Here is a 25,228-nt window from a genome sequence, read left to right as displayed (position 1 = left end):
TTCAACAACTTCAACCACTTGCGCTTCCGATCTCTCGTTAGCGGGAGGCGAATTCTACAGCGTTACACGCTGCTGTCAACACCTCTTTTTCTCCGCTTTCGATCGAGAAGACCGAACCGTTGAAAGCACCAGAAGAACCGGCATTTCCAACTCCTTCCAGGCTTCGATGATCTGAAGCAACTCGCTATCGAAACCTACATAACTCATTGAATCTCAAGGAGTTTTCCGTTTCGACTGCGCCAGAAGTGGGGCGAATTATAGACATCTAGAATTCGCCGTCAACCCCTTTATTTCAACTTTACTCAGATTTCAGCGTAATCCGCGCAAAAGCCTTCTTGCCAGCCTGGCAAACGTGAGTCGCGCCGAGCACATATATAAAGGAGCGATCGACAACCTCTCCATCTATACGCACACCACCGGAAGCCAACAGATCACGAGCCGCCGCCGAATTCTTCACCAGGCCAGCCTTATTAAGGACAGCAGCAATCGGCATATCCTCGGCAGCAGTCAGCTCAACCTCTGGCAAATCATCTGGCAGCTCGCCGTCCTTCATACGATTACCCGCGCCACGATGAGCATTGGCAGCAGCCTCGCCCCCATGGAAGCGCGCAACAATTTCTTCAGCCAGCTTGATCTTGATGTCGCGAGGGTTGGCGCCCGCCTCTACATCGGCACGGAACGCATTGATCTCATCCATCGAACGGAAGCTGAGCAGCTCGAAGTAGCGCCACATCAACGCGTCCGGAATCGAAACCAGCTTGCTGTACATGACACCCGGCGCTTCCTGGATACCGACGTAGTTGCCCAACGACTTGGACATCTTTTTAACGCCATCCAGCCCTTCGAGCAGCGGCATCGTCAGAATGCACTGAGCTTCCTGACCATAACCACGCTGCAGTTCGCGCCCCATCAACAGGTTGAACTTCTGATCGGTACCGCCCAGCTCAACATCCGCGCGCAATGCAACCGAGTCATACCCCTGAACCAGCGGATAGAGGAACTCATGAATGGCGATTGGCTGATTGGTGGTGTAGCGCTTGTCGAAGTCATCACGCTCGAGCATACGAGCAACGGTGTACTGCGAAGTAAGACGAATAAAGTCCGCAGGCCCCATCTGATCCATCCAGGTGGAATTGAACGCGACCTCGGTTTTCGCCGGATCAAGGATCTTGAATACCTGAGTCTTGTAGGTCTCGGCATTTTCCAGAACCTGCTCACGGGTCAGCGGCGGACGAGTTGCACTCTTGCCACTCGGATCACCGATCATCCCGGTGAAGTCACCAATCAGGAAGATCACCTGATGCCCCAGCTCCTGGAACTGACGCAGCTTATTAATAAGCACAGTGTGACCAAGGTGCAGATCCGGCGCCGTTGGATCGAAGCCGGCCTTGATTCGCAGCGGCTGGCCACGCTTGAGCTTTTCGATCAGCTCGGACTCGACCAACAATTCTTCCGCACCACGTTTAATCAGCGCTAGCTGCTCTTCAACCGACTTCATAACAGACCCGCAAGGCTCAGATTCAAAGGGAACCAACCATACAAGATCGCGCACCAATTACAAGTTTTGCCCGGCGCACGGACACCAATCCACGGGCGAGATGCCTGCGGACTTGCCTCAGAGATGATTTGGTTATATTTTATACAGTTATTTCATCTTCATCATGTCATTCATCTTTTCCAATTCATCTTTTCAAAGTCAAAACTACTTATGACCACTGAACCGTCTAAAGCGCCACCGCTTTACCCGAAGTCCCACCTGCTTGCCGCAAGTGGGATCGCCGCCCTTCTCAGCCTGGCGCTCCTGGTATTTCCTTCCAGTGATGTTGAAGCCAAAAAGACGACTCTGAGCCTTGAGCTGGAAAGTCCTGCCGAACAACTGACACAAGATCAAGACGCTGCTGACGAGGTTCAAGCCACAAATGAGCCGGTAGCCTCGCCCTTCGCACAAATCGAAAACAGCGCAGAAGACACACCCGAAACAGCCCAGGTCGCACCAGCGCCTGCACCGGTCGCGCCTGAAAAGAAGGCTCCAGGCCACAGGGAAGTGATCGTCTCCAAGGGCGATACCCTTTCGACACTGTTTGAAAAGGTCGGCCTCCCGGCTGCAACCGTGCACGACGTTCTGGCCAGCGACAAACAGGCCAAACAGTTCAGCCAGCTCAAACACGGCCAGAAACTCGAATTCGAACTCAATCCACAAGGTCAACTGACCAATCTACACAGCAAGGTCAGCGACGTCGAAACCATCACCCTGACCAAGAACGACAAGGGTTATGTCTTCAACCGCGTTACCGCCAAGCCAACCGTTCGTACCGCCTATGTCCACGGCGTGATCAACAGCTCCCTATCCCAGTCCGCCGCCCGCGCCGGCCTGTCCCACAGCCTGACCATGGACATGGCCAGCGTGTTCGGCTACGACGTCGACTTCGCCCAGGATATCCGCCAGGGTGACGAGTTCGACGTGATCTACGAACAGAAAGTGGTCAATGGCAAAGCCGTCGGCAATGGCCCGATCCTGTCCGCCCGCTTCACCAACCGTGGCAAGACCTACACGGCCGTGCGTTACACCAACAAGCAGGGCAACAGCAGTTACTACACCGCCGATGGCAACAGCATGCGCAAGGCGTTCATCCGCACCCCGGTGGACTTCGCCCGCATCAGTTCCAAGTTCTCCATGGGCCGCAAACACCCGATCCTCAACAAGATCCGCGCCCACAAAGGTGTCGACTACGCCGCCCCACGCGGTACGCCAATCAAGGCTGCCGGTGACGGCAAAGTATTGCTGGCCGGTCGCCGTGGTGGTTACGGCAACACCGTGATCATTCAGCACGGCAACACCTACCGCACGCTGTACGGTCACATGCAAGGCTTTGCCAAAGGCGTGAAAACCGGCGGTACCGTAAAGCAGGGCCAGGTGATCGGTTACATCGGCACCACCGGTCTGTCCACCGGTCCGCACCTGCACTACGAGTTCCAGGTCAATGGCGTTCACGTCGACCCATTGGGCCAGAAGCTGCCAATGGCTGATCCGATCGCCAAATCCGAGCGCGCGCGCTTCCTGGCGCAGAGCCAGCCGTTGATGGCCCGCATGGACCAAGAGAAGGCCACCATGCTGGCCTCGAGCAAGCGCTAAGCCATGGCTCTCTACATTGGCGTGATGTCCGGAACCAGCCTCGATGGTCTGGACATCGCCCTGATCGAGCAGACCTCGGCGATCAACCTGATCGCCACGCACTACATTCCGATGCCTGAGTCCCTGCGCGCCGAGCTGCTTGGCTTGTGCGCCAGCGGCCCCGACGAGATTGCCCGCTCGGCCATCGCCCAGCAGAACTGGGTGAAACTTGCCGCCGAAGGCATCCACGCGCTGCTCGAACAGCAACAGCTCAAACCCGAAGCCATTCGCGCGATCGGCAGCCACGGCCAGACCATCCGCCACGAACCGGCACGCGGTTTCACCGTACAGATCGGCAACCCAGCCCTGCTGACCGAGCTGACCGGCATTACGGTAGTCAGTGACTTCCGCAGCCGCGATGTGGCTGCCGGGGGCCAGGGCGCCCCTCTGGTCCCAGCCTTCCATGAAGCGTTGTTCGAAGAGCGTACCGGTAACCGCGCAGTCCTGAATGTCGGCGGTTTCAGCAATCTCAGTCTGATTGAGCCGAACAAGCCTGTAGCCGGTTTCGACTGTGGCCCTGGGAATGTGCTGATGGATGCGTGGATTCACCGGCAGCGTGGCGAAAACTATGATCGCAACGGTCAATGGGCAGTCAGCGGCAAAGTAGAACCAACCCTTCTCAAAGCATTGCTGAGCGATCCCTTCTTCTCGACCCAAGGCCCGAAGAGCACCGGTCGCGAAGTGTTCAACCTGCCCTGGCTTGTACAGCAACTGTCACACCTGCCGGATTTCGCTCCCGAAAACGTACAGGCAACGCTGCTCGAACTGACAGCGCTGACCATCGTCGAATCGTTGCAAAGCGCCCAATCGAATACCGAAGAACTCCTGGTCTGCGGCGGCGGCGCCCACAACGCTACGCTGATGAAGCGCCTGGCTGACCTGCTGCCCAACACGAAAGTCGCCAGCACCGCGACTCACGGCGTCGATCCAGACTGGGTCGAAGCCATGGCCTTTGCCTGGCTGGCCCATTGCTGTCTTGAAGGCATCAGCGCCAATCGCCCCAGCGTCACCGGTGCAAAGGGCTTGCGCGTACTCGGCGCCATCTACCCCAACTAAGACAAAATGCAGATAACAAAACGCCGCATAACCGTGAGGTTCTGCGGCGTTTTATTGTGTACGGTGAAACGAGATCAGATCGAGAACGAAGAACCGCAACCACAAGTGGTGGTGGCATTCGGGTTCTTGATCACGAAGCGCGAACCTTCCAGACCTTCCTGGTAGTCCACCTCGGCACCCGCCAGGTACTGGAAGCTCATCGGATCAACCACCAGGCTCACGCCTTCGCGCTCGACGATGGTGTCGTCCTCGGCCACATCTTCATCGAAGGTGAAGCCGTACTGAAACCCTGAACAACCGCCGCCCGTAACGAATACGCGCAGCTTCAAGCGATCATTCCCCTCTTCATCGACCAGGCTCTTCACCTTGTGCGCGGCACCCTGAGTGAATTGCAAAGCCGTGGGGGTGAAGGATTCGACGCTCATGCTGACTATCTCCCGGCGTTACGCCGCCATAATGCGTGATGACGCGCATTATCCGCTTGTCCTAGAAAATCGGTCAACTATTGTTACGGTATATCAATAAAGCCATCAGCAACCCGGAATGCAAAAAGGCCCGTCAGACGGGCCTTTTCACCAAGCAAGATCAGTCTTACGGCAGCATGCCCGCGTGGGACAGACCAAAGCGCTCATCCAGCCCGAACAGAATGTTCATGTTCTGCACCGCCTGACCCGACGCGCCCTTGACCAGGTTGTCGATCACCGACAGCACCACCACCAGATCACCATCCTGTGGACGGTGAACCGCGACACGGCAGACGTTGGCACCGCGCACGCTGCGGGTTTCCGGATGGCTACCGGCCGGCATCACATCGACGAACGGCTCATTGGCATAACGCTTCTCGAACAGCGCCTGCAGATCGACGGAGCGATCCACCACGGTCGCATAGAGTGTGGAATGAATGCCACGAATCATCGGCGTCAGGTGTGGCACGAAGGTCAGGCCGACATCCTTGCCCGCTGCACGGCGCAGACCCTGACGAATTTCCGGCAGATGACGGTGACCTTTCACCGCATAAGCCTTCATGCTTTCCGACGTCTCGGAGTACAGCGAGCCTACGGAAGCACCACGACCGGCACCGCTGACACCGGACTTGCAGTCGGCAATCAGCAGCGAAGTATCGGCCAGACCTGCCTCAAGCAATGGCAGGAAACCCAGCTGCGTTGCGGTCGGATAGCAACCCGGCACCGCGATCAGGCGCGCTTTCTTGATTTGCTCACGGTTGACTTCCGGCAAGCCGTAAACCGCTTCGTCCAGCAGTTCCGGCGCACCGTGCGGCTGGCCGTACCACTTGGCCCATTCATCGGCGTCCTGCAGACGGAAGTCCGCCGACAGGTCGATGACCTTGGTGCCCGCTGCCAGCAATTCGCCGGCCAGTGCGTGGGCGACGCCGTGGGGAGTTGCGAAGAACACCACGTCGCAAGCGCCCAGGGTCTTGATGTCAGGCACACTGAATGCCAGACCGTCATAGTGACCGCGCAGGTTCGGGTACATGTCAGCTACGGCCAGACCGGCCTCGGATCGGGAAGTGATTACCACCACTTCTGCCTGCGGATGCTGTGCCAACAGACGCAGCAGTTCGACACCGGTGTAACCCGTGCCGCCGACGATACCGACCTTGACCATAAACCTGCCCTCAACGAACCCACTGGAAAGCCGTCGATAATAGGGGCCGCGCGCCCCTGCGACAACCGTCAAGGTGACGTGCGGACGCTCAAGCCTCTACTATCCGGCCTACCGTGAATGAGGGAAAAACCAAAAATGCTCTATCTATGGATCAAAGCACTGCATATCGTCGGCATCGTGTGCTGGTTTGCCGGACTGTTCTACCTGCCGCGACTGTTCGTCTACCACGCACAAAGTGAAGATACGATCAGCAAGGAACGCTTCAGCGTCATGGAGCGCAAGCTGTATCGCGGCATCATGGGCCCGGCGATGATCGCCGCGCTGATCTTCGGCGGCTGGCTGATTTACCTGAACCCGGGCATCTTCAGCAGCGGTGGCTGGATTCACGCCAAGCTGACCCTGGTCGTGCTGTTGATCGGCTATCACCACATGTGCGGCGCGCAGGTAAAACGTTTTGCCCGTGGCGAGAACACCCGCAGCCATGTCTTTTATCGCTGGTTCAATGAAGTCCCGGTTCTGATATTGCTGGCTATCGTAATTCTGGTCGTGGTCAAGCCGTTCTAACTTCAACTGGTTCAACTTTCCGGGGTACTTCCGATGTCGCTGCCCGCTTTGCTCGAACAACGTCTGCGCCTGCCCGTCGTGGCTGCGCCGATGTTCCTGATTTCCAATCCAGAACTGGTGCTCGCGTGCTGTCGCAATGGCGTGGTCGGCAGCTTTCCGGCGCTCAACCAGCGCGAAAGCAGCGGGTTCAAGGCCTGGCTGGAACAGATCGAAGCAGGACTGGCGACACTGGACAACCCGGCGCCTTATGCCGTGAACCTGATCGTTCACAAGAGCAATCCGCGTCTGGAGGCGGACCTGAACATCTGCGTCGAGCACAAGGTGCCCATCGTCATCACCAGTCTCGGCGCGGTGAAAGAGTTAGTAGACGCCGTGCACAGCTATGGCGGCCTGGTGTTCCACGACGTGACGACCCGCCGCCATGCGGAAAAAGCTGCCGAAGCCGGCGTCGATGGCTTGATTGCCGTTGCCGCCGGCGCCGGTGGACATGCCGGCACCTGGAGCCCGTTCTCGCTGATCGCCGAGATTCGCCAATTCTTCGACAAGACGTTGCTGCTTGCAGGATGTTTGAACCACGGCCATGAGATTCTCGCCGCACAGCTGCTCGGCGCCGATTTGGCCTACTTCGGTACACGATTCATCGGTACGACTGAAAGTCATGCGCCCGACGCCTACAAGGAGATGCTGCTGACAGCCAAGGCAGCGGACATCATTCATACTCCTGCCGTGTCTGGAGTACCGGCCAGCTTCATGCGTCAAAGCCTGGAAGCTGCCGGTTTCGACATGGCGGCGTTGCAAGGCAAGGGTGAGGTGAATTTTGGCGACAAACTCAAGCCGATCAACGATGAAGCCAAAGCCTGGAAAACCGTTTGGTCGGCCGGACAGGGTGTAGGTGAGATCGAGGATCTGCCGAGCGTGGACCAACTGGTGGAGCGCCTCGATGCAGAGTATCGCCAGGCCCTGGAACATGCGGCACAGCTACCGAACCGCTGGCCGCGCTGAGAAAATTCCGGCCAGTTGCAGCCTGACTGGCCTTACACTTGGCGGTTGCGACACATCTCAACTCAATTTCTTCGCGACAAGGATGCCTCGGCCATGAGCGAAACCCGCTACAAGATCGTTTTCGACGGTGCCCTGCAGCCCGGTGTCGATATCACCACAGCCAAACTGAACCTGGCCGATCTGTTCAAGAGCGATGTGGCCGCCATCGAACGCCTGTTCAATGGCCGCGCCGTCGCCCTCAAACGCGACCTGTCGCACAGCGATGCCCAGGCTTATCTGCAAGCGCTGGGCAAGACCGGGATCGACGCCCGGATCGAGCCGGAAACAGCCATCGAACTGAATCTGTCCGATGTGCAGGAGCACTCCTCCACCGTGGTTGAGCCCGATTCGCCTTATGCACCACCCCGGGCCAGTGTCGGTGAACAACTGGCAGAATTCGCCACGCTCAAACCCTTCAGTGTCGAAGGCCGGATCGGACGCCTGCGTTACCTGGCATGGTCGATGGTGTTGAGCCTGGTAACCCTGCCGATCGTCGGCGTTTTCGCCCTGATCGGTCTGGGGCTGGTGAGTACCGACTCGACCAGCGGCCTGATCCTCGGCGGTATCTTCGCCTTCTTCCTGTTCCTGGCCTTCGCGATCGTCGGCATCCTGTTCAGCATTCAGCGCCTGCACGACATCGGCTGGTCCGGCTGGCTCTGGCTGCTGACCCTGGTACCGTTCGTGGGCAGCTTCTTTCCGCTGGTGATCATGGTCATGCCGGGCAATACCGGCGCCAACCGCTATGGCCCACCGCCGCCACCGAACAGCACCGCCGTCAAAGTACTGTGCTCCCTGTGGATCGTCTTTATCGGTCTGTTTTTCGTCGGAGGCATGCTGGGCGGGATTTCTGCCATCCAGCAGGAGTACGAAACCAGCCTCGAAAGCAGTTATGAAAGCGGTTCGGTGACCGCCGATGAAGTCGATGTCGAAGTCGAGCCCGTGCCGAATCCGGTGGACGATGCAGCCGAAGCCGCGCCGGCCCCTGTAGACTCTGCGAAAGAATGAACAGCGCTCCCCGCCGTGACACCTGCGTCCACGGCGCGGAGCTGTTGCGATGGAGAACTGCATGACCCGTTACGCTCTGATCACCGGCGCCTCCAGCGGTATCGGCCTGGCCATGGCCGAAGCCCTGGCGCGCCGTGGCCGCAGCCTGATTCTGGTGGCCCGCCAGCGTGATCAGCTGGAAAGCATTGCGATTGAATTGACCCAACGCTTTGGCGTGGAAGTGCTGTTCCGCGCCTGCGACCTCGGCGAACCGCTGCGCCTGTCCGGTTTTCTGCTGGAGCTTGAAGAAGGCGACCGACAGATCGATCTACTGGTCAACTGTGCCGGCATCGGTACTTGCGGCCCGTTCCTGGCCCAGGACTGGATGACCGAACAGGACCTGATCGAAGTGAACATCCTCGCCCTCACCCGTCTGTGCCACGCGATCGGCAACAGCATGGCCCTGCAGGGTGGCGGGCAGATTCTCAACGTGGCGTCGGTCGCCGCGTTCAATCCCGGCCCATGGATGAGCACTTACTACGCCAGCAAGGCCTACGTTCTACACTTTTCCGAAGCGCTGCGAGTGGAATTGAAGAAATGCGCGGTGAAGGTCTCGGTGCTATGCCCAGGCCCCACACGCACCGGGTTCTTTCGTACGGCGCAACTGAACAACGACAAACTCAACGCCAGCAAACTGCTGATGAGCCCCGAAGAGGTCGCGCTGTATACCGTGCGCGCCCTGGAAAAAAACCGCGCGATCATCATTCCCGGGCGCAGGAACCGCTGGTTCGCCTTTCTGCCACGACTGGGTTCGCGCTGGCTCAACCGCACCATCGTCGGCATGGTCAACAAAGCTTACTGCCCGCGCTGAAGGGCCGGCAGGCAACTGGCTGGGCGTGGTGACCCCTCGTGGGTACACTCAGCCCAGCTCACACAACGGAGAAAACAGCTGTGGATACTCTGTTCACCAAGATCATCAACCGGGAAATCCCGGCGAAGATCATCTACGAGGACGACCAGGTTCTGGCGTTCCACGACATCGCCCCGCAGGCACCGGTGCATTTTCTGGTGATCCCGAAGAAACCGGTGCGCACCCTCAATGACCTGACCGAAGACGACAAGGCACTGGCCGGGCACATCCTGTTCACCGCTCAGCGTCTGGCGCTGGAACTGGGTTGCGAAGAAGGTTTCCGAGTGGTGATGAACTGCAATGAGAAGGGTGGGCAGACCGTCTACCACATTCACATGCACGTGCTCGGTCAACGCCAGATGAACTGGCCTCCGGGCTGATTGAACTCAAAGTTCGGTGGGGGCGCTCTGCTCCCACATGACCCAGCGCAAACCTTCCCCGGCCGATTCGGTTAAACTGGCCGCCGAGATTCTTCCCGGAGGTCAGCATGACTACCCAACGTCACTACTCGCCCATTGATCGCCTTCTGCTGCAAGCCGATGCCGCGATGCGTACTTTGCTGCCCTTCAGCGGCCAGCCGTACCGTCCCTCTCCGGCGATCGTGCAGCCCGATGTGCAGATGAGCGATGAAGACACCCGCCACGTCGCCGGCCTGATGCGCATCAACCACACCGGTGAAGTCTGCGCCCAGGCGCTGTATCAGGGCCAGGCGCTGACCGCCAAGCTGCCGCAGGTGCGCGAGGCCATGGAGCATGCGGCCGAAGAAGAGATCGATCATCTGGTCTGGTGCGAACAGCGCATTCACCAACTGGGCAGCCACACCAGTGTGCTCAACCCACTGTTCTACGGGATGTCGTTCGGGATTGGCGCAGTCGCCGGGCTGATCAGCGACAAAGTCAGCCTTGGATTTGTCGCGGCGACTGAGCATCAAGTCTGCAAGCATCTGAACGAGCATCTGGAACAACTGCCGGCCGAGGACGAAAAATCCCGGGCGATTCTGGAGCAGATGCGTATCGATGAAGAACATCACGCGGAAAGCGCACTGGAGGCCGGCGGTTTCCGCTTCCCGGCACCGGTGAAATTCGGCATGAGCCTGTTGGCCAAAGTGATGACCAAAAGCACCTACCGAATCTGAAAAACGCCCATAAAAAAGGCGACTGCCGCAAAGCAGTCGCCTTTTTTGTGCCTGGACTTCTTAGCTCGGCATATTGCGCGCGTAGAAGATTTCCAGCATTTCGTGTTTCACACGCTCGGTCACCTGAGCGCGTTGCTCAGCCGACAGGTTGCTGGTGGCATCGCCGAACAGGTAGTTATCCAGTTCGAAGTTCTTCAGCAGCATTTTGGTGTGGAACAGGTTTTCCTGGTACACGTTCACGTCGGTCATCTGATACGCGTCGCGGGTGTCTTCGGAAAGGTAGTTCTGGATCGAGTTGATCTCGTGGTCGATGAAGTGCTTGTTGCCTTCAACGTCACGGGTGAAGCCGCGCACACGGTAATCCACGGTCACGATGTCCGAATCGAACTGGTGAATGAGGAAGTTGAGCGCTTTGAGCGGTGAAATGACACCACAGGTCGACACATCGATGTCCACACGGAACGTCGCAATACCGGCGTCCGGATGGATTTCCGGGTAGGTATGCACCGTGATGTGACTCTTGTCGAGGTGGGCCAGGATGATTTCCGGCAGCGGACCCGGGGACTCTTCGATCTGGCTTTCGGTCGGGGTGACCGGTTCTTCCGAGATCAGAATCGTGACGCTGGCACCCTGAGGCTCATAGTTCTGACTGGCAATGTTCAGAATGTTGGCACCAATGATTTCGACAACTTCCGTGAGGATCTGCGTCAGGCGTTCGGCGTTGTACTCTTGATTGATGTACTCGACGTAAGCCTGCTGGTCTTGCGGGGTTTCCGCGTAGCAGATGTCATAGATGTTGAAGCTCAAGGTCTTTGTCAGGTTATTGAACCCGTGGAGCTTGAGTTTGCTTTTCACCGTTAAAAACTCTCTATGTATGCGGCCCGGCCGCGTGATCAAGCATGCCCGTCAAGTGCGAACGACGCACCTGCGTAGGACGGTTAACACCTCTTCGCGATGGCGATTTTGGTTATCTGTTCAGGCGGATGACCCGTCGGCTGACCGATCACTGCCCTGAAAAAAGTGGCGCATTATGCAGACGTCAGCGGGGGATCGCCAGAGTCTGCACTGCTTTTATGATAGTTGAATGTCGGCTCAGCCGAGTTCGACGATTTCGTAGTCGTGGGTGATTGCCACGCCGGCGGCGCCGAGCATGATCGAGGCCGAGCAGTACTTCTCCGCCGACAGCTCGATGGCGCGTTTGACCTGGGCTTCTTTCAGGCCACGGCCCTTGACCACGAAGTGCATGTGGATCCTGGTGAACACTTTCGGATCCTCGGTCGCACGTTCGGCGTCCAGGAAAGCCTCGCAGCTTTCAACGGCCTGGCGGGACTTCTTCAGAATGCTGACCACGTCGAAATTGCTGCAACCGCCAACGCCCAGCAGGAGCATCTCCATCGGGCGAACACCCAGATTGCGACCACCGGCGTCTGGCGGACCGTCCATGACCACGACATGACCGCTGCCGGATTCGCCGAGGAACATGGCTTCGCCAGCCCATTGGATGCGTGCCTTCATCGCCAAGACTCCACTGTAGAAAAAAGGGTCGCCAGCTTAGCACAGGGCCCCGGCTTGACTGCGAGCGGTGATCCTAGGACCGATGCCTTTACTGCGTAGGTAATTTCTCGAATTTTCGACGAAGTGTCTGGTAAGCTGGCGCCAATTCACTGGCGCCCCAAGCCGGTATCTGTAGCGATCGCCTCAGCGCCTCATATAAAAACCACATATAACCGTGCAGTCTTTTCGGGATACAACCATGGTTGGTATTACCCCCACACCCAAAATCAAGAACCTCGACAAGCTGCTGATGCATTGCCAGCGCCGGCGCCATGCGGCCAAGAGCAACATCATCTGCGCCGGGGATCGCTCGGACACGCTGTACTTCATCATCCGCGGTTCGGTCACGATCCTGATCGAGGACGACGACGGCCGCGAGATGATCATCGCGTACCTGAATGCCGGGGACTTCTTCGGTGAGCTGGGCCTGTTCGAACAGGCCGGCCAGGAACAGGAACGCAGCGCCTGGGTGCGGGCCAAGGTCGAGTGCGAAGTCGCGGAAATCAGCTACGCCAAATTCCGTGAGCTGTCGCAGCAAGATCCAGACATTCTTTACGTGCTCAGCGGACAAATCGCACAACGCCTGCGCAACACCACGCGCAAGGTCGGCGACCTGGCGTTCTTCGACGTCACTGGCCGTGTCGCTCGCTGCTTGCTGGAACTGTGCAAGCAACCCGACGCGATGACCCATCCGGACGGCATGCAGATCAAGGTGACCCGCCAGGAAATCGGGCGGATTGTCGGTTGTTCGCGGGAGATGGTCGGTCGCGTGCTCAAGGATCTTGAGGAACGCAACCTGGTGGATGTGAAGGGCAAGACCATGGTGGTCTTCGGCACTCGCTGAGTTCGAAAACTCAGCCGGTGTAGATCTGCGCCAGCATCAAACGAAAGAGTTCATCGAGACGCGCCAACGCATGGGGCGCCGGGAATTTCTCATGCAACGCGATGTGGCTTGCAGCGCGTACCCGTTGCTCCAGGCCGCACGCCTCATTGAAGCGGTTGACCGCCGCCACCATCGATTCGCGCTCATCATCCAGCAGCATCGCACCGTGCACCAGGCCCACCGGACGCTGCCCACCCTGACTCTGGCGCCAGCGCTGAGCGGTGCCGACCATCTTGCGGCCGTCGAGGTTGACGTTGAAACGACCGTCGCAGAACGCACCGTCGATTTCACCCAGCGACGATACGCCGCCCAACTCATCCAGCAACTGACAGATCGGATCACACAGACGCCGGTATCCGGTTTCAATGCGGTTCAGATCGCCTTCGCTGCGAGGCGGTGCGTAGACCAGCGCAATGTTGATCGTCGACGCCGATTGCGGAACAGGCTCACCGCCGGTTTCACGCAGCAGCACCGGCCAACCGGCAGCGGCGGAGACTTCGCAGGCGTGATCGAATCCGGGGAGGCGGTTCAAACGACGCGGCATGACCAGCGCGCGATCGCTGGGTTGCCAGAACAGCAAACCGAATTCGGCATCACCGGCGCAGACCGAGGCCAGCAGATCCTGTTCGGCTTGCAGGCCGGCTTCGATGGTCAGGGAGGTTGGAGTCATCAAGTTATCCGCCAGACAGTTCAATCTGTAGAGCTTCTCAGGCCGTCATCGCGAGCAGGCTCGCTCCCACAGGTTTCAGCATTATCCATGTGGGAGCGAGCCTGCTCGCGATTGGGTTCGACTCGGTCTACCGAAACTCAGTCGAGGGTCGAACCGCTCACCGGAACGCCGCGCTCAGGGAAGAACAGACGTTGCAGTTCAATGCCCGGGCTTTCGGCGCGCATGAACGCTTCACCGACCAGGAACGCGTAAACGTCGCTGATTTCCATCAGTTCGACATCGGCACGATTGAGGATCCCGCTCTCGGTGATCACCAGGCGATCGCGCGGAATGCGCGGCAGCAGGTCGAGAGTGGTTTCCAGGCTGACGTCGAAGGTATGCAGGTTGCGGTTGTTGACCCCGACCAGCGGCGTGTCGAGAGTCTTCAATGCGCGCTCCAGCTCATCGCCGTCGTGGACTTCTACCAGCACATCGAGGCCGACGCCTTTGGCCACCGAAGCCAGTTCAGCCATTTTCACGTCATCCAGCGCGGAGACGATCAGCAGCACACAATCGGCGCCCAGGGCACGGGCTTCGACGATCTGGTACGGATCGATCATGAAGTCCTTGCGGATCACCGGCAGCGAGCACGCGGCGCGGGCCTGTTGCAGGTAGGCATCGGCGCCCTGGAAGTAGTCGATATCGGTCAGTACCGACAGGCAGGTCGCCCCGCCCTTCTCGTAGCTTTTGGCGATGTCGGCGGGAACGAAGTTCTCGCGGATCACGCCTTTGCTCGGCGATGCCTTCTTGATTTCGGCGATCACGGCCGGTTGTTTCTTCTTGGCCTGCGCCAGCAATGCCTGGGCAAAACCGCGGGGTGCATCGGCCGCCTTGGCCAGACTTTCCAGCTCGCTCAGGCTCACGCGGGCGCTACGCTCGGCGACTTCCTGAACCTTGCGGGCCAGAATGTTTTCCAGAACCGTCGGTACACTCATCCCTCATTCTCCACTTTGAATACCGCGGTAAAGGCACCCAACTCCTCGAGTTTCTCCCGAGCAAGGCCGGTGTGCAGAGCGTCGTGGGCCAGTGCCACGCCTTCTTTCAGACTTGTTGCCAGATCGGCGGCGTACAGCGCTGCACCGGCATTGAGCACGATCATTTCTGCAGCCTTCTGGCCGTTCTCCGTCTTGCGCTTGCCCAATGCATCGCGGATCAGTGCCAGCGAAGCTTCCGGGCCCTCGACCGACAGACCGTGCAGGCTCTGGCTCTTCATGCCCAGATCTTCCGGCTCGACCCAATACTCGGTGATCTCGTTGTTCTTCAGCTCGGCCACATAGGTCGGTGCGGCGAGACTGAACTCGTCCAGACCATCCTTCGAATGCACTACCAGCACATGTTTGCTGCCCAGACGCTGCAAGACTTCGGCCAATGGCCGGCACAGGGCCTGGGTGAATACACCAACTACCTGATGTTTGACGCCGGCCGGATTCGTAAGCGGGCCGAGCATGTTGAACAGGGTACGCAGGCCAAGGTCGCGGCGCGGGCCGGCAGCGTACTTCATGGCTTTGTGGTGAGTCTGGGCAAACATGAAACCGATGCCGACGTTGTCGATGCAGCGCGCCACCTGAACCGGGGTCAGGTTGAGGTAGATGCCGGCCGCTTCGAGCAGGTCGGCACTGCCGCTCTTGCCCGACACCGCGCGGTTGCCGTGCTTGGCCACGGTGCAGCCGGCAGCGGCAACGACAAAGGCCGAAGCCGTGGAAACGTTGAAAATGTTCGCGCCGTCACCGCCGGTGCCGACCACATCGACCACGCCGTCGAGGGTCTTGAGTTCGACCTGATCGGCCAGCTCACGCATCACCGACACCGCACCGACGATTTCGTCGATGCTCTCGCTCTTCATGCGCATGGCCATCATGAACGCGCCGATCTGTGCGTCGGTGCATTGGCCGGTCATGATTTCGCGCATCACGTCGCGCATTTCTTCGGTGCTGAGGTCGAGGTGATCGACGATACGGCTCAGGGCTGTCTTGATATTCATGGAGAGTCCTTAGCGCGTGCCGCCGGTTTGTTTGAGGAAGTTGGCGAACAGTTCATGGCCCTGCTCGGTGAGGATCGATTCCGGGTGGAACTGTACGCCCTCGATGTTCAGGGTCTTGTGACGCAGGCCCATGATTTCGTCGACCGAGCCGTCGTCATGTTGCGTCCACGCGGTCAGTTCCAGGCAGTCAGGCAAAGTCTCGTGCTTGACGATCAGCGAGTGATAGCGAGTAACCGTCAACGGACGATTCAGACCGGCAAAAACACCCTTGTCCTCGTGGAATACCGGGCTAGTCTTACCGTGCATCACTTGGCGGGCACGTACCACATCACCGCCAAAGGCCTGGCCGATGGACTGATGGCCGAGGCAGACGCCGAGGATCGGCAGTTTGCCGGCGAAGTGTTTGATGGCTTCGATGGAGATGCCGGCTTCGGTCGGTGTGCACGGACCGGGGGACACCACGATGCGCTCCGGGTTGAGCGCTTCGATTTCGGCGATGGTCAGCTCGTCGTTGCGCACGACCTTGACCTCGGCACCCAGCTCGCCGAGGTATTGCACAACGTTGTAAGTAAAGGAGTCGTAGTTGTCGATCATCAGCAACATGGCGTTTCGAACCTCTTGAATTCTGACTTGGAAACAGCCTTCGGATGACTTGCCAGGACGCTGCACCAAGTCGGACGCGCAAGTGGCGACGGCAAGGCGGCATTTCAAACGGGCAAGGAAGGCAGAGCGATACAGATCCGGCGGGGCCGGCAGAAAAGATTCAGGCGCGCCAACGCCAGCGGGCGTGTGCCTTGATGACTTGATCCAGGAGTTTGCTGGTGATCAACACGGGGAAGGTCTCGTTCATACGTTCCCGCACAGTAACTTAGCTGGGCAGAGCGTGCAATATGGCCGGGCCTGACGGGGGGAAAACTATGGGAGGGTTGACGACCGATGGCAAAACGCCGGAAGTTTTTGGTACTGTCGTTTCGTTCCATACAACAATAAATAAACGGACTTGCTCATGATCAAACAGACGTTGTTTGTACCGCTCGCCGGATGCCTGCTCGCGATGGCCTGCGCCCAGGCGAACGCCGCACCCAATCCTTATTCGAATTTCGTTGTTTTTGGTGACAGTCTCAGCGACGCGGGGACGTTTTCTGATCCGGATGGTCCTGCCGGCTCGGTCAAACGATTTACCAACCGCACCGGCCCCAACTATCAGGACGGCAGCGGAGAGTTCTACTCGCTCAACGCCACCCAACTGATTGGCGGCCGCCTGGGCTTCACGCCGAACCAGACCGCTTCCGCCGACTCGGCGGTACGTGCAGGCCAAGGTTTGCCGGATGGCAATAACTGGGCGGTCGGCGGCTATCGCACCGACCAGATTCTCGATTCGATCACCACTACGTCCGCCAGCGGCGAACGCACCCGTGCCGGCTACCTGCCGTCGAACGGCTTCCGCGCCGACCCGAATGCCCTGTATTACCTGACCGGAGGCGGCAACGACTTCCTTCAGGGCCGCGTCACCAGCCTGCCTCAGGCCAACGCCGCCGCCGACCGACTGGTCGACAGCGTGCGCACCCTGCAAGGCGCGGGTGCCCGCTACATCATGGTCTGGCTGCTGCCGGACATCGGCCTGACTCCGGCCATCAACGGCTCACCGTTGCAAGGCTTCACGTCGCAACTCAGCGCCCAGTTCAACACCGAGCTGGTGAGCCAGTTGCAGACGGTCGGCGCCAACGTGATCCCGTTGAACATTCCGGTTCTGCTCAAGGAAGCGTTTGCCAACCCTGCACAGTTCGGCCTGGCCACCGACCAGAATCTGGTCGCCACCTGCTTCAGCGGCGACAGCTGCACCGAAAACGCTCGGTACGGGATCAACAGCGCCACGCCGGATCCGACCAAGCTGATCTATAACGACTCGGTGCACCCGACCGAAGCCGGGCAGCGCTTGATCGCCGACTACGCCTACTCGTTGCTGGCTGCGCCGTGGGAGCTGACCCTGCTGCCGGAAATGGCCCAGGGCACGTTGCGCGCGCATCAGGATGAGCTGCGTAACCAATGGCTGGCCGACTGGGAAAACTGGCAAGGCGTTGGCCAATGGCGAGCGATTGTCTCCGCGGGCGGCCAGCATCAGGACTTCGACGACCAGCACGCCGGGGCAAGCGCCGACGGCAACGGTTACAACCTGAATATCGGTGGCAGCTACCGTCTCGACGACGCCTGGCGCGTGGGTGTGGCGGCGGGTTTCTATCACCAGAAAATCGAAGCCGGCGACAACGACTCCGAGTACAAACTCAATTCCTACATGGGCACCGCATTCGCCCAGTACCAGCAAAACCGCTGGTGGGGTGACCTGGCCGTTACCGCCGGACATCTGGACTACGACAGCCTGAAGCGCAAGTTCCAGCTCGGGGTCAACGAACGTGGCGAGAAAGGCGATACCGACGGCTATGTACTGGCTATCGGCGGCCGTGTCGGCTACGACATCGCGCCAGAGGCGAGCAGCCCATGGCATCTGTCGCCATTCGTCAGCGCCGACTTCGGCAAGGTCGAAGTGGATGGCTACTCGGAAAAAGGTGCAGACTCCACGGCGCTGACCTTCGACGACCAGTCGCGCAACTCCCGCCGTCTCGGCCTCGGCATCCAGGGCAAATACCAGATCACCGCACAGACCCAGGTCTTCGGCGAATTCGCCCACGAGCGCGAATACAACGACGACGCCCAGGATCTGACGATGAACCTCAACAGCCTGCCGAACAACCGCTACACCCTGGAAGGCTACACACCGCAGACCAACCTCAACCGCCTGAACCTGGGCGTGAGCCACAACCTCACCAAGGAAGTCGCGCTTCGCGCCAGTTACAACATTCGCAAGGATGACGACTTTACCCAGCAAGGGATCAATGTCGGCGTAAGTCTCGACTTCTGATCAGAAGGCCATAAAAAACGCGGCGCCCTCACAGGCGCCGCGTTTTTTTTATGGCTGCACCCCGTCACTCAGTCCGGAGTTTGCTCGGCCAGTGCAACAGCCCGGAACATCGCCCGGCGCTTGTTGATGGTTTCTTCCCATTCCAGCGCCGGCACCGAATCGGCAACGATGCCGCCACCGGCCTGCACGTGCAGCTCGCCGTCCTTGATCACAGCGGTACGGATCGCAATCGCGGTGTCCATGTTGCCGTTCCAGGCGAAGTAACCGACCGCACCGCCATACACGCCACGCTTGACCGGCTCCAGTTCGTCGATGATTTCCATCGCACGGATCTTCGGCGCCCCGGACAGGGTGCCCGCCGGCAGGATCGCCCGCAGCGCGTCCATGGCGGTCAGGCCGGATTTCAGCTGACCGGTGACGTTGGACACGATGTGCATCACGTTGGAATAACGCTCGATGACCATTTTCTCGGTGAGTTTCACCGAGCCGATTTCCGAAACTCGACCGGTGTCGTTGCGACCGAGGTCGATCAGCATCAGGTGCTCGGCGATCTCCTTGTCGTCGGACAGCAGGTCTTCTTCCAGCGCCACGTCCGCCTCTTCGGTAGCCCCGCGAGGACGGGTACCGGCAATCGGGCGCACGGTGATCAGGTTGTCTTCGACCCGCACCAGCACTTCCGGCGAGCTGCCGACGACGTGGAAATCGCCGAAGTTGAAGAAGTACATGTACGGCGTCGGGTTGAAGCAACGCAGCGCGCGGTACAGGTCGATCGGCGCCGCCTTGAAGTCGATCGACATGCGCTGGGACGGCACGACCTGCATGCAGTCACCGGCGAGGATGTATTCCTTGATGGTGTCGACGGCTTTTTCGTAGTCATCCTGGGTGAAACTGGAGCGGAACACCGGCTCGGCCGCCTGCTGCTTGCTGAAATCCAGGCCACGGCGCGGGGTGATCGGCTGACGCAGTTTTTCCAGCAGTTCCTGCAACTGGGCCTGACCCTGCTCGTAGGCATCGGCCTGCGCCGGGTCGGCCAGCACGATCGCGTGCATCTTGCCGGCGAGGTTGTCGAACACCACCACCGCATCGGAGACCATCAGCAAAATGTCCGGCACGCCCAGCGGATCCGGGTTCGGGCACTTGCCGAGGCGCTTCTCTACATAACGCACGCAGTCGTAGCCGAAGTAACCCACCAGGCCGCCGTTGAAGCGCGGCAGACCGGCGATGGTCGGCACGTTGTAGCGAGCCTTGAAGGTTTCGACGAAGGCCAGCGGGTCTTCGACGTCGTGGCTTTCGGTCTCGACGCCATCGACGGTGATGCTGACGTGATGGTCATGAACCCGCAGCACGGTGCGGCATGGCAGGCCGATGATCGAGTAACGGCCCCATTTCTCGCCGCCCTGCACCGATTCGAGCAGGTAGGAGTTGGGCTGGTCGGCCAGTTTCAGGTAGATCGACAGTGGAGTGTCGAAGTCGGCCAGGGTTTCGCAGGCCAGCGGGATGCGGTTGTAGCCGTCAGCGGCCAGACGCAGGAATTCTTCGCGGATCATAGGGTGCCTCGTGGTGTGAGGTGCAAATCAGTCAGGTGTGCAAACGCGCCGGCAGGCCGGCCAGGAACAAGTCAGGCGCGCCAACGCCAGCGGGCCAGGGCCTTGATGACTTTCATCCAGAGTTTGCGGGTGACCACCACGATGGCGTTTCCAGAAGGCGATTGAGATGCGTCGGGCAACGTTATCTCAGCGGCCGTATCCAGGCAACCGGGAATTAGCTTGCGCAGATCGTCGATCACCAGTGCCGGGGATTCCTCGGCAATCGGCCGGCCATGGTTGTAGCCATAACTCAGCGCGACACATTTGACCCCCGCCGCTTTCGCCGCCAGCACGTCGCTGCGCGAGTCGCCGACGAACAGCGATTGCGAGGCCGGAATGCCGGACATCTTCATGACGAAGAACAGCGCCGCCGGATCGGGCTTCTTCTGCGGCAGGGTATCGCCGCCGATGATCCACTTGAAGTAGCGACCGATCTTCATCTGATCCAGCAACGGCGCGACGAAGCGCTCCGGCTTGTTGGTGATCAGCGCCATGGCCACGCCCTGCTTGTGCAGCCATTTCAGGGTGTCGCGCACGCCGGGATAGACCACGGTCAGCTCATGGCTGGCGCCGTAGGCTTCCATGAACACCTCCAGCGCGTGCTCGGCTTCAACGTCATCCACGGCGGAATGGTCGATGTCGCCGGCCAAGGCGCGGCGCACCAGCACCGGTGCGCCGTTGCCGACCCACTCGCGCACCGACTCGATACCGGCAGGCTTGCGCCCGAGGGAGAGCAGCATGTTATCCACCGCCGCCGCCAGGTCGGGTACCGAGTCGATCAACGTGCCATCCAGATCGAACATCACCAACCGCGGCAGTTGCCCCGGGAACAGCTGCTCAAAACCGCTCATGGGCGGGCCAGCGCCAGTTCGGAACGCATCTTGTCGATGACTTCCTGATAGTTCGGCGCATTGAAGATCGCCGAGCCGGCCACGAAGGTGTCGGCGCCGGCAGCAGCGATTTCACGGATATTGTTGACGTTGACGCCGCCGTCGATTTCCAGGCGGATGTCACGCCCCGAGGCATCGATGATCGCGCGGGCTTCGCGCAGCTTGTCGAGAGTGCCGGGGATGAATTTCTGCCCGCCGAAGCCCGGGTTGACGCTCATCAGCAAGACCATGTCGACCTTGTCGATCACGTACTTGAGAACGTCGAGCGGGGTCGCCGGGTTGAACACCAGGCCGGATTTGCAGCCGCCTTCACGGATCAGTTGCAGCGAGCGATCGACGTGCAGCGTGGCTTCCGGGTGGAAGGTGATGTAGGTCGCGCCGGCCTCGATGAAGTCGCCGACGATGCGATCCACCGGGCTGACCATCAGGTGCGCGTCGATCGGCGCGGTGATGCCGTACTTGCGCAGCGCTGCGCAGACCATCGGGCCGATGGTCAGGTTCGGCACGTAGTGGTTGTCCATGACATCGAAGTGGACGAAGTCGGCACCGGCGGCCAGAACGTTGTCCACTTCCTCGCCCAGGCGGGCGAAGTCGGCGGAGAGAATCGACGGAGCAATAACGAAGGGCTGCATGACGCACCTTTTCTGAGCTAAATCACGATGGCGCGCATTGTATACCTCAAGTTTCCGCGCGCGCACCGTGACCGCGATGATTGGGTTGTGCCATGACGGATGACCGGCGGGTTCTCAGTACGCCGCCCGGTAGATCTTCTCGATGTCGCCAGCGCTGAGCTTGCGCGGGTTGTTGCGCATCAGGCGCTCGATCCCCGCGGCCTCTACGGCCATGGCCGGGATCGCGTCTTCGGGCACGCCGAAACTGCGCAGCCCCGGCGGGATTTCTACCGCAGCGCACAGTTCGGTCATTGCCGTGACGGCGCTGTCGGCCGCTTCATTGAGACTCAGATGAGCGGTCTTCACCCCCATGGCTTCGGCAATATCCTGCATCCGTTCGACGCAGGCCATCTTGTTCCAGGTCATGACATACGGCAGCAACAGCGCATTGCTGACGCCGTGGGCAATGTTGAAACGCCCGCCCAGCGGATACGCCAGCGCATGCACCGCACCGACCCCGGCATTGCCGAACGCCATGCCGGCCATCAGGCTGGCGGTGGCCATGTCTTCCCGGGCCTGCAGGTTGGACGGATTGGCGTAGGCCTTGGGCAATGACCGGGCAATCAGCTTGATCGCACCGACGGCCAGCGAATCGGTGATCGGCGAGGCATTCAACGACAGGTAGGACTCGATGGCATGCACCAGCGCATCGACACCACTGGCGGCGGTCACGCTGCGCGGACAGGTCAGGGTCATCTGCGGACTGACCAGCGCCACGTCCGGCAACAGATAATCGCTGACGATCCCCTTCTTCAACTGGGCGACCTTGTCCGAAAGAATCGCCACGTTGGTCACCTCAGAACCGGTGCCGGCCGTGGTCGGGATGGCGATCAGCGGTGGGCCTTTGCGCGGCACCTGGTCGACGCCGAACAGATCTTCCAGCGCACCGTGATAACCGGCATACGCGGCAACGCTCTTGGCGATGTCGATGGCACTGCCGCCACCGAGGCCGATCAGCCCGTCATGCCCGCCCTCTCGGTAGACGCGCATGCAGTCTTCGACGATGGCGATTTCCGGATCCGGCAGCACTCGGTCGAAGATTTCGTACTCGCGCTCACCGATTTGCGCCAGCGCCAGCTCCACCGTGCCGGACTTGACCAGCGCGGCATCGGTGACGATCAGCGGGTTGTCGATATCCAGCCGCGTGAGTTCGACCGCCAGTTGCTCGATGGCCCCGGCGCCGGTGATCAGTTTGTGAGCGATCTTGAACGAGGAAAGACTCATCGTGCGCAGCCTCTTATAGATGTGGGAGCTGAGCACAAGCGTAGCTGGGGAATTCGGGTTGTCTGTCATTCAGCGCATGAATGACAGACAACCCATGTGGGAGCGGGCCTGCTCGCGATAGCGGAGGTTCAGTCGACATCATTAGTGCATGTCAGTCCGTCATCGCGAGCAGGCTCGCTCCCACAGGTTATCCGGCGGGGTTCAGACTTGAGCAGTACGCAGTTTTTCGCTGCGGCCGCGTAGCCATTCCAGCGTCAGCAGCAGGATCACCGAGAAGGCAATCAGCAGGGTCGCAGCCGCCGCAATCGTCGGGCTCAGGTTCTCGCGAATCCCGCTGAACATCTGCCGAGGCAACGTCGCCTGCTCGGGACCTGCGAGGAACAACGTCACCACCACTTCATCGAACGATGTCGCAAAGGCAAACAGCGCCCCGGAAATCACCCCCGGCGCAATCAGCGGCAAGGTTACCCGGCGGAATGTCACCAGCGGCGAGGCTCCAAGGCTGGCCGCCGCCCGCACCAGATTGTGGTTGAAGCCCTGCAAGGTCGCCGACACCGTGATGATCACGAACGGCACACCCAACACCGCGTGCACCACGATCAGCGAGAAGAAACTGTTGCCCAGGCCCAGCGGCGCGAAGAACAGATAACTGGCCACACCAATGATCACCACCGGCACCACCATCGGTGAGATCACCAGCGCCATCACCAGCGCCTTGCCTGGAAAATCGCCACGGGTCAGGCCGATGGCCGCCAGCGTGCCGAACACCATCGCCAGCACAGTCGCCGCCGGGGCGACGATGATGCTGTTCTTCAGCGAACGCATCCATTCCGCCGAGGCGAAGAAGTCCTGATACCAGTGCAGCGAGAAACCTTGCAGCGGGTACACCAGGAAGCTGCCCGAGTTGAACGACAGCGGCACGATTACCAGCACCGGCAGGATCAGGAACAACAGGATCAAGCCGCAGAGGATCCGCAAGCTGTAGAACCACACCCGCTCGACGGGCGACATATAAGGACTCAGCATTTCAAACTCCCCTTAGCTCAGGCGCAGGCGACTGGCGCCCACCAGCCAGCTGTAGATCAGATAAAGCACCACGGTCGCCAGCAGCAACAGCCCGCCGAGCGCGGTGGCCATGCCCCAGTTGATGCTGGTGTTGGTATAGAACGCGACGAAGTAACTGACCATCTGATCGTTCGGGCTGCCCAGCAGTGCCGGGGTGATGTAGTAGCCGATGGCAAGGATGAACACCAACAGGCAACCGGCGCCGACACCGGCATAGGTCTGCGGGAAGTACACCCGCCAGAAACTGGCGAACGGATGGCAACCCAGGGAAATCGCGGCGCGCATGTAAGTCGGCGAGATGCCTTTCATCACGCTGTAGATCGGCAGGATCATGAACGGCAGCAGGATGTGCACCATCGAGATGTAGACGCCGGTGCGGTTGAACACCAGTTCCAGCGGTTTATCGATGATGCCCATCGCCATCAATGCGCTGTTGATCAATCCGCCGGATTGCAGCAACACGATCCACGCCGCGACCCGCACCAGAATCGAGGTCCAGAACGGCAGCAGCACCAGAATCATCAGCAGGTTGCTTTGACGCGACGGCAGATTGGCCAGCAGGTACGCCAGCGGATAGGCCAGCACCAGGCAGATCACGGTGATGATCAGGCCCATCCAGAAGGTCCGGGCGAAGATGTCGAGGTAGATCGCTTGATCCGGGGTGGCCGGGGCCAGTTCGCCTAGGTCGTCGATGCGATGATCCACCGCCGCCAGCAGATAGAACGGGGTGATGCTGCTGGTGTTGCGCTTCACAGCCTGCCAGTAGGCCGGATCGCCCCAACGTTCGTCGAGGCCTTCCAGCGCTTCTTTATAAGAGGCCGGTTCGCTGGCGAAGGGCAGCGAGCGGGCGGTTTTGGTCAGCAGGCTGCGATAGCCGGCCAACTCCATGTTCAAGCGCTTGGACAGATCGCCCAAGGTCTGGTTTTTGCGGGCTTCGGCGAGGTCTTCGCCGGCGGCCTTGTAGACCGGTTCAGCGGGCAGTCCGCGACCGTCCCAACTGGCAATGGCCGCCACGGTGCGTGGCATGCCGCCCACCACTTCCGGGTTGCCGACGCTTTTGTAGAGCAGCGCCACGATCGGCACCAGGAACACCAGCAACAGAAACAGCACCAGTGGCGCGATCAGCGCCTGGGCCTTCCAGCGGTTGACCCGCTCGGCGTGCTTGAGCCGCTGCTTCAAGGTGGGGCTGTTGCCCTCGTTCAGGGGAACGGCGATAGCCATGACGTACTCCGCAAATCTTTGATCAATCGAAAATGTGGG

At 59.9% G+C, this 25,228-nt stretch carries 25 protein-coding genes; 10 read left to right on the top strand and 15 right to left on the bottom strand.

Annotated elements, in window-relative coordinates; all coding sequences use genetic code 11:
* Positions 1-298 precede the first annotated feature (298 nt).
* The gene (tyrS, locus tag DXT77_RS11260; protein WP_119427667.1) at positions 299-1,498 is read right to left on the bottom strand and encodes a tyrosine--tRNA ligase; all 1,200 of its coding nucleotides are present in this window, start codon (positions 1,496-1,498) and stop codon (positions 299-301) included.
* 210 nt (positions 1,499-1,708) lie between these two features.
* Here tyrS and DXT77_RS11255 point away from each other — a divergent pair, with 210 nt between their 5' ends.
* Both DXT77_RS11255 and DXT77_RS11250 read left to right on the top strand, forming a co-directional pair.
* A complete protein-coding gene (locus DXT77_RS11255; protein ID WP_119427666.1) occupies positions 1,709-3,133 on the top strand; it encodes a peptidoglycan DD-metalloendopeptidase family protein in 1,425 nt (474 codons plus the stop codon).
* 3 nt (positions 3,134-3,136) lie between these two features.
* On the top strand, positions 3,137-4,228 hold the full coding sequence (locus DXT77_RS11250) for an anhydro-N-acetylmuramic acid kinase (RefSeq protein ID WP_119427665.1): 1,092 nt from the start codon (positions 3,137-3,139) through the stop codon (positions 4,226-4,228).
* Positions 4,229-4,302: 74 nt separating this feature from the next.
* On the opposite strand, the gene erpA is transcribed toward DXT77_RS11250, so the two are convergent.
* Together erpA and argC are read right to left on the bottom strand one after the other, a co-directional pair.
* Complete coding sequence (gene erpA, locus DXT77_RS11245) at positions 4,303-4,653, bottom strand: iron-sulfur cluster insertion protein ErpA (RefSeq protein ID WP_003228776.1); 351 nt, start codon at positions 4,651-4,653, stop codon at positions 4,303-4,305.
* 166 nt (positions 4,654-4,819) lie between these two features.
* The gene (gene argC / locus DXT77_RS11240; RefSeq protein ID WP_119427664.1) at positions 4,820-5,854 is read right to left on the bottom strand and encodes an N-acetyl-gamma-glutamyl-phosphate reductase; all 1,035 of its coding nucleotides are present in this window, start codon (positions 5,852-5,854) and stop codon (positions 4,820-4,822) included.
* A gap of 135 nt (positions 5,855-5,989) precedes the next feature.
* Here argC and hemJ point away from each other — a divergent pair, with 135 nt between their 5' ends.
* The 6 genes from hemJ to coq7 all read left to right on the top strand — a co-directional run bounded on the left by hemJ (position 5,990) and on the right by coq7 (position 10,488).
* The gene (gene hemJ, locus DXT77_RS11235; RefSeq protein WP_119427663.1) at positions 5,990-6,418 is read left to right on the top strand and encodes a protoporphyrinogen oxidase HemJ; all 429 of its coding nucleotides are present in this window, start codon (positions 5,990-5,992) and stop codon (positions 6,416-6,418) included.
* 33 nt (positions 6,419-6,451) lie between these two features.
* Complete coding sequence (locus DXT77_RS11230) at positions 6,452-7,420, top strand: nitronate monooxygenase family protein (protein ID WP_119427662.1); 969 nt, start codon at positions 6,452-6,454, stop codon at positions 7,418-7,420.
* A gap of 93 nt (positions 7,421-7,513) precedes the next feature.
* Complete coding sequence (locus DXT77_RS11225) at positions 7,514-8,464, top strand: DUF805 domain-containing protein (protein ID WP_119427661.1); 951 nt, start codon at positions 7,514-7,516, stop codon at positions 8,462-8,464.
* Between the two features lie 61 nt (positions 8,465-8,525).
* On the top strand, positions 8,526-9,314 hold the full coding sequence (locus DXT77_RS11220; RefSeq protein ID WP_119427660.1) for an SDR family oxidoreductase: 789 nt from the start codon (positions 8,526-8,528) through the stop codon (positions 9,312-9,314).
* A gap of 80 nt (positions 9,315-9,394) precedes the next feature.
* Entirely contained in the window at positions 9,395-9,733 is a 339-nt protein-coding gene (locus tag DXT77_RS11215) for a histidine triad nucleotide-binding protein (RefSeq protein ID WP_003228789.1), read from the top strand.
* Between the two features lie 107 nt (positions 9,734-9,840).
* A complete protein-coding gene (gene coq7 / locus DXT77_RS11210; RefSeq protein ID WP_007956317.1) occupies positions 9,841-10,488 on the top strand; it encodes a 2-polyprenyl-3-methyl-6-methoxy-1,4-benzoquinone monooxygenase in 648 nt (215 codons plus the stop codon).
* Positions 10,489-10,548: 60 nt separating this feature from the next.
* Here coq7 and speD read toward each other — a convergent pair whose 3' ends face one another.
* Positions 10,549-11,343 carry an adenosylmethionine decarboxylase gene (gene speD / locus DXT77_RS11205; RefSeq protein ID WP_119427659.1) on the bottom strand — a complete coding sequence of 265 codons (795 nt, stop codon included), beginning with the start codon at positions 11,341-11,343 and terminating at the stop codon, positions 10,549-10,551.
* A gap of 237 nt (positions 11,344-11,580) precedes the next feature.
* Positions 11,581-12,003, bottom strand: a complete 423-nt coding sequence (locus DXT77_RS11200; protein ID WP_119427658.1) for an OsmC family protein — start codon at positions 12,001-12,003, stop codon at positions 11,581-11,583.
* Between the two features lie 238 nt (positions 12,004-12,241).
* Here DXT77_RS11200 and crp point away from each other — a divergent pair, with 238 nt between their 5' ends.
* A complete protein-coding gene (crp, locus tag DXT77_RS11195; RefSeq protein WP_085709238.1) occupies positions 12,242-12,886 on the top strand; it encodes a cAMP-activated global transcriptional regulator CRP in 645 nt (214 codons plus the stop codon).
* Between the two features lie 10 nt (positions 12,887-12,896).
* On the opposite strand, the gene DXT77_RS11190 is transcribed toward crp, so the two are convergent.
* The 4 genes from DXT77_RS11190 to DXT77_RS11175 form a co-directional block, all read right to left on the bottom strand.
* Complete coding sequence (locus DXT77_RS11190) at positions 12,897-13,595, bottom strand: lipoate--protein ligase family protein (protein ID WP_119427657.1); 699 nt, start codon at positions 13,593-13,595, stop codon at positions 12,897-12,899.
* 137 nt (positions 13,596-13,732) lie between these two features.
* Complete coding sequence (gene trpC, locus DXT77_RS11185) at positions 13,733-14,569, bottom strand: indole-3-glycerol phosphate synthase TrpC (protein WP_119427656.1); 837 nt, start codon at positions 14,567-14,569, stop codon at positions 13,733-13,735.
* A complete protein-coding gene (gene trpD, locus DXT77_RS11180) occupies positions 14,566-15,615 on the bottom strand; it encodes an anthranilate phosphoribosyltransferase (RefSeq protein ID WP_085709235.1) in 1,050 nt (349 codons plus the stop codon). Before trpD ends, trpC begins: the two co-directional genes overlap by 4 nt.
* A gap of 9 nt (positions 15,616-15,624) precedes the next feature.
* Positions 15,625-16,218, bottom strand: a complete 594-nt coding sequence (locus DXT77_RS11175; protein WP_007956309.1) for an aminodeoxychorismate/anthranilate synthase component II — start codon at positions 16,216-16,218, stop codon at positions 15,625-15,627.
* 403 nt (positions 16,219-16,621) lie between these two features.
* Between DXT77_RS11175 and estP the strand changes: the two genes are divergently transcribed.
* Positions 16,622-18,532 carry an esterase EstP gene (gene estP / locus DXT77_RS11170; protein ID WP_119427655.1) on the top strand — a complete coding sequence of 637 codons (1,911 nt, stop codon included), beginning with the start codon at positions 16,622-16,624 and terminating at the stop codon, positions 18,530-18,532.
* Between the two features lie 68 nt (positions 18,533-18,600).
* Here estP and trpE read toward each other — a convergent pair whose 3' ends face one another.
* The 6 genes from trpE to DXT77_RS11140 all read right to left on the bottom strand — a co-directional run bounded on the left by trpE (position 18,601) and on the right by DXT77_RS11140 (position 25,189).
* Positions 18,601-20,079, bottom strand: coding sequence for an anthranilate synthase component I (trpE, locus tag DXT77_RS11165; RefSeq protein WP_119427654.1), 1,479 nt, complete (start codon positions 20,077-20,079; stop codon positions 18,601-18,603).
* A 71-nt stretch (positions 20,080-20,150) separates the two neighbouring features.
* On the bottom strand, positions 20,151-20,969 hold the full coding sequence (locus DXT77_RS11160) for a phosphoglycolate phosphatase (RefSeq protein ID WP_119427653.1): 819 nt from the start codon (positions 20,967-20,969) through the stop codon (positions 20,151-20,153).
* Positions 20,966-21,640, bottom strand: coding sequence for a ribulose-phosphate 3-epimerase (gene rpe, locus DXT77_RS11155; RefSeq protein ID WP_003228808.1), 675 nt, complete (start codon positions 21,638-21,640; stop codon positions 20,966-20,968). The genes DXT77_RS11160 and rpe overlap by 4 nt, the downstream gene beginning before the upstream one ends.
* 114 nt (positions 21,641-21,754) lie before the next feature.
* Complete coding sequence (locus DXT77_RS11150) at positions 21,755-22,903, bottom strand: iron-containing alcohol dehydrogenase (RefSeq protein WP_119427652.1); 1,149 nt, start codon at positions 22,901-22,903, stop codon at positions 21,755-21,757.
* A 201-nt stretch (positions 22,904-23,104) separates the two neighbouring features.
* On the bottom strand, positions 23,105-23,929 hold the full coding sequence (locus DXT77_RS11145; RefSeq protein ID WP_085709230.1) for an ABC transporter permease: 825 nt from the start codon (positions 23,927-23,929) through the stop codon (positions 23,105-23,107).
* A gap of 12 nt (positions 23,930-23,941) precedes the next feature.
* A complete protein-coding gene (locus tag DXT77_RS11140) occupies positions 23,942-25,189 on the bottom strand; it encodes an ABC transporter permease (RefSeq protein WP_085709229.1) in 1,248 nt (415 codons plus the stop codon).
* Positions 25,190-25,228: the final 39 nt, after the last annotated feature.

The sequence above is a fragment of the Pseudomonas sp. 91RF genome (assembly GCF_003576265.1).
In the GTDB taxonomy this organism is placed as follows: domain Bacteria; phylum Pseudomonadota; class Gammaproteobacteria; order Pseudomonadales; family Pseudomonadaceae; genus Aquipseudomonas; species Aquipseudomonas kribbensis.
Note: the sequence above shows the minus strand (reverse complement) of the source record. Positions and strands in the feature narration are given on the sequence as shown.

Coding starts and splice junctions, on each gene's coding strand:
- DXT77_RS11160 (WP_119427653.1), bottom strand. CDS start 20,969: ATGAGCGGTTTTGAGCAGCTGTTCCCGGGGCAACTGCCGCGGTTGGTG.
- rpe (WP_003228808.1), bottom strand. CDS start 21,640: ATGCAGCCCTTCGTTATTGCTCCGTCGATTCTCTCCGCCGACTTCGCC.
- estP (WP_119427655.1), top strand. CDS start 16,622: ATGATCAAACAGACGTTGTTTGTACCGCTCGCCGGATGCCTGCTCGCG.
- DXT77_RS11150 (WP_119427652.1), bottom strand. CDS start 22,903: ATGAGTCTTTCCTCGTTCAAGATCGCTCACAAACTGATCACCGGCGCC.
- DXT77_RS11175 (WP_007956309.1), bottom strand. CDS start 16,218: ATGTTGCTGATGATCGACAACTACGACTCCTTTACTTACAACGTTGTG.
- DXT77_RS11250 (WP_119427665.1), top strand. CDS start 3,137: ATGGCTCTCTACATTGGCGTGATGTCCGGAACCAGCCTCGATGGTCTG.
- DXT77_RS11225 (WP_119427661.1), top strand. CDS start 7,514: ATGAGCGAAACCCGCTACAAGATCGTTTTCGACGGTGCCCTGCAGCCC.
- DXT77_RS11145 (WP_085709230.1), bottom strand. CDS start 23,929: ATGCTGAGTCCTTATATGTCGCCCGTCGAGCGGGTGTGGTTCTACAGC.
- DXT77_RS11230 (WP_119427662.1), top strand. CDS start 6,452: ATGTCGCTGCCCGCTTTGCTCGAACAACGTCTGCGCCTGCCCGTCGTG.
- trpE (WP_119427654.1), bottom strand. CDS start 20,079: ATGATCCGCGAAGAATTCCTGCGTCTGGCCGCTGACGGCTACAACCGC.
- hemJ (WP_119427663.1), top strand. CDS start 5,990: ATGCTCTATCTATGGATCAAAGCACTGCATATCGTCGGCATCGTGTGC.
- DXT77_RS11220 (WP_119427660.1), top strand. CDS start 8,526: ATGACCCGTTACGCTCTGATCACCGGCGCCTCCAGCGGTATCGGCCTG.
- trpD (WP_085709235.1), bottom strand. CDS start 15,615: ATGAATATCAAGACAGCCCTGAGCCGTATCGTCGATCACCTCGACCTC.
- erpA (WP_003228776.1), bottom strand. CDS start 4,653: ATGAGCGTCGAATCCTTCACCCCCACGGCTTTGCAATTCACTCAGGGT.
- tyrS (WP_119427667.1), bottom strand. CDS start 1,498: ATGAAGTCGGTTGAAGAGCAGCTAGCGCTGATTAAACGTGGTGCGGAA.
- coq7 (WP_007956317.1), top strand. CDS start 9,841: ATGACTACCCAACGTCACTACTCGCCCATTGATCGCCTTCTGCTGCAA.
- DXT77_RS11200 (WP_119427658.1), bottom strand. CDS start 12,003: ATGAAGGCACGCATCCAATGGGCTGGCGAAGCCATGTTCCTCGGCGAA.
- DXT77_RS11140 (WP_085709229.1), bottom strand. CDS start 25,189: ATGGCTATCGCCGTTCCCCTGAACGAGGGCAACAGCCCCACCTTGAAG.
- crp (WP_085709238.1), top strand. CDS start 12,242: ATGGTTGGTATTACCCCCACACCCAAAATCAAGAACCTCGACAAGCTG.
- trpC (WP_119427656.1), bottom strand. CDS start 14,569: ATGAGTGTACCGACGGTTCTGGAAAACATTCTGGCCCGCAAGGTTCAG.
- DXT77_RS11190 (WP_119427657.1), bottom strand. CDS start 13,595: ATGACTCCAACCTCCCTGACCATCGAAGCCGGCCTGCAAGCCGAACAG.
- argC (WP_119427664.1), bottom strand. CDS start 5,854: ATGGTCAAGGTCGGTATCGTCGGCGGCACGGGTTACACCGGTGTCGAA.
- DXT77_RS11255 (WP_119427666.1), top strand. CDS start 1,709: ATGACCACTGAACCGTCTAAAGCGCCACCGCTTTACCCGAAGTCCCAC.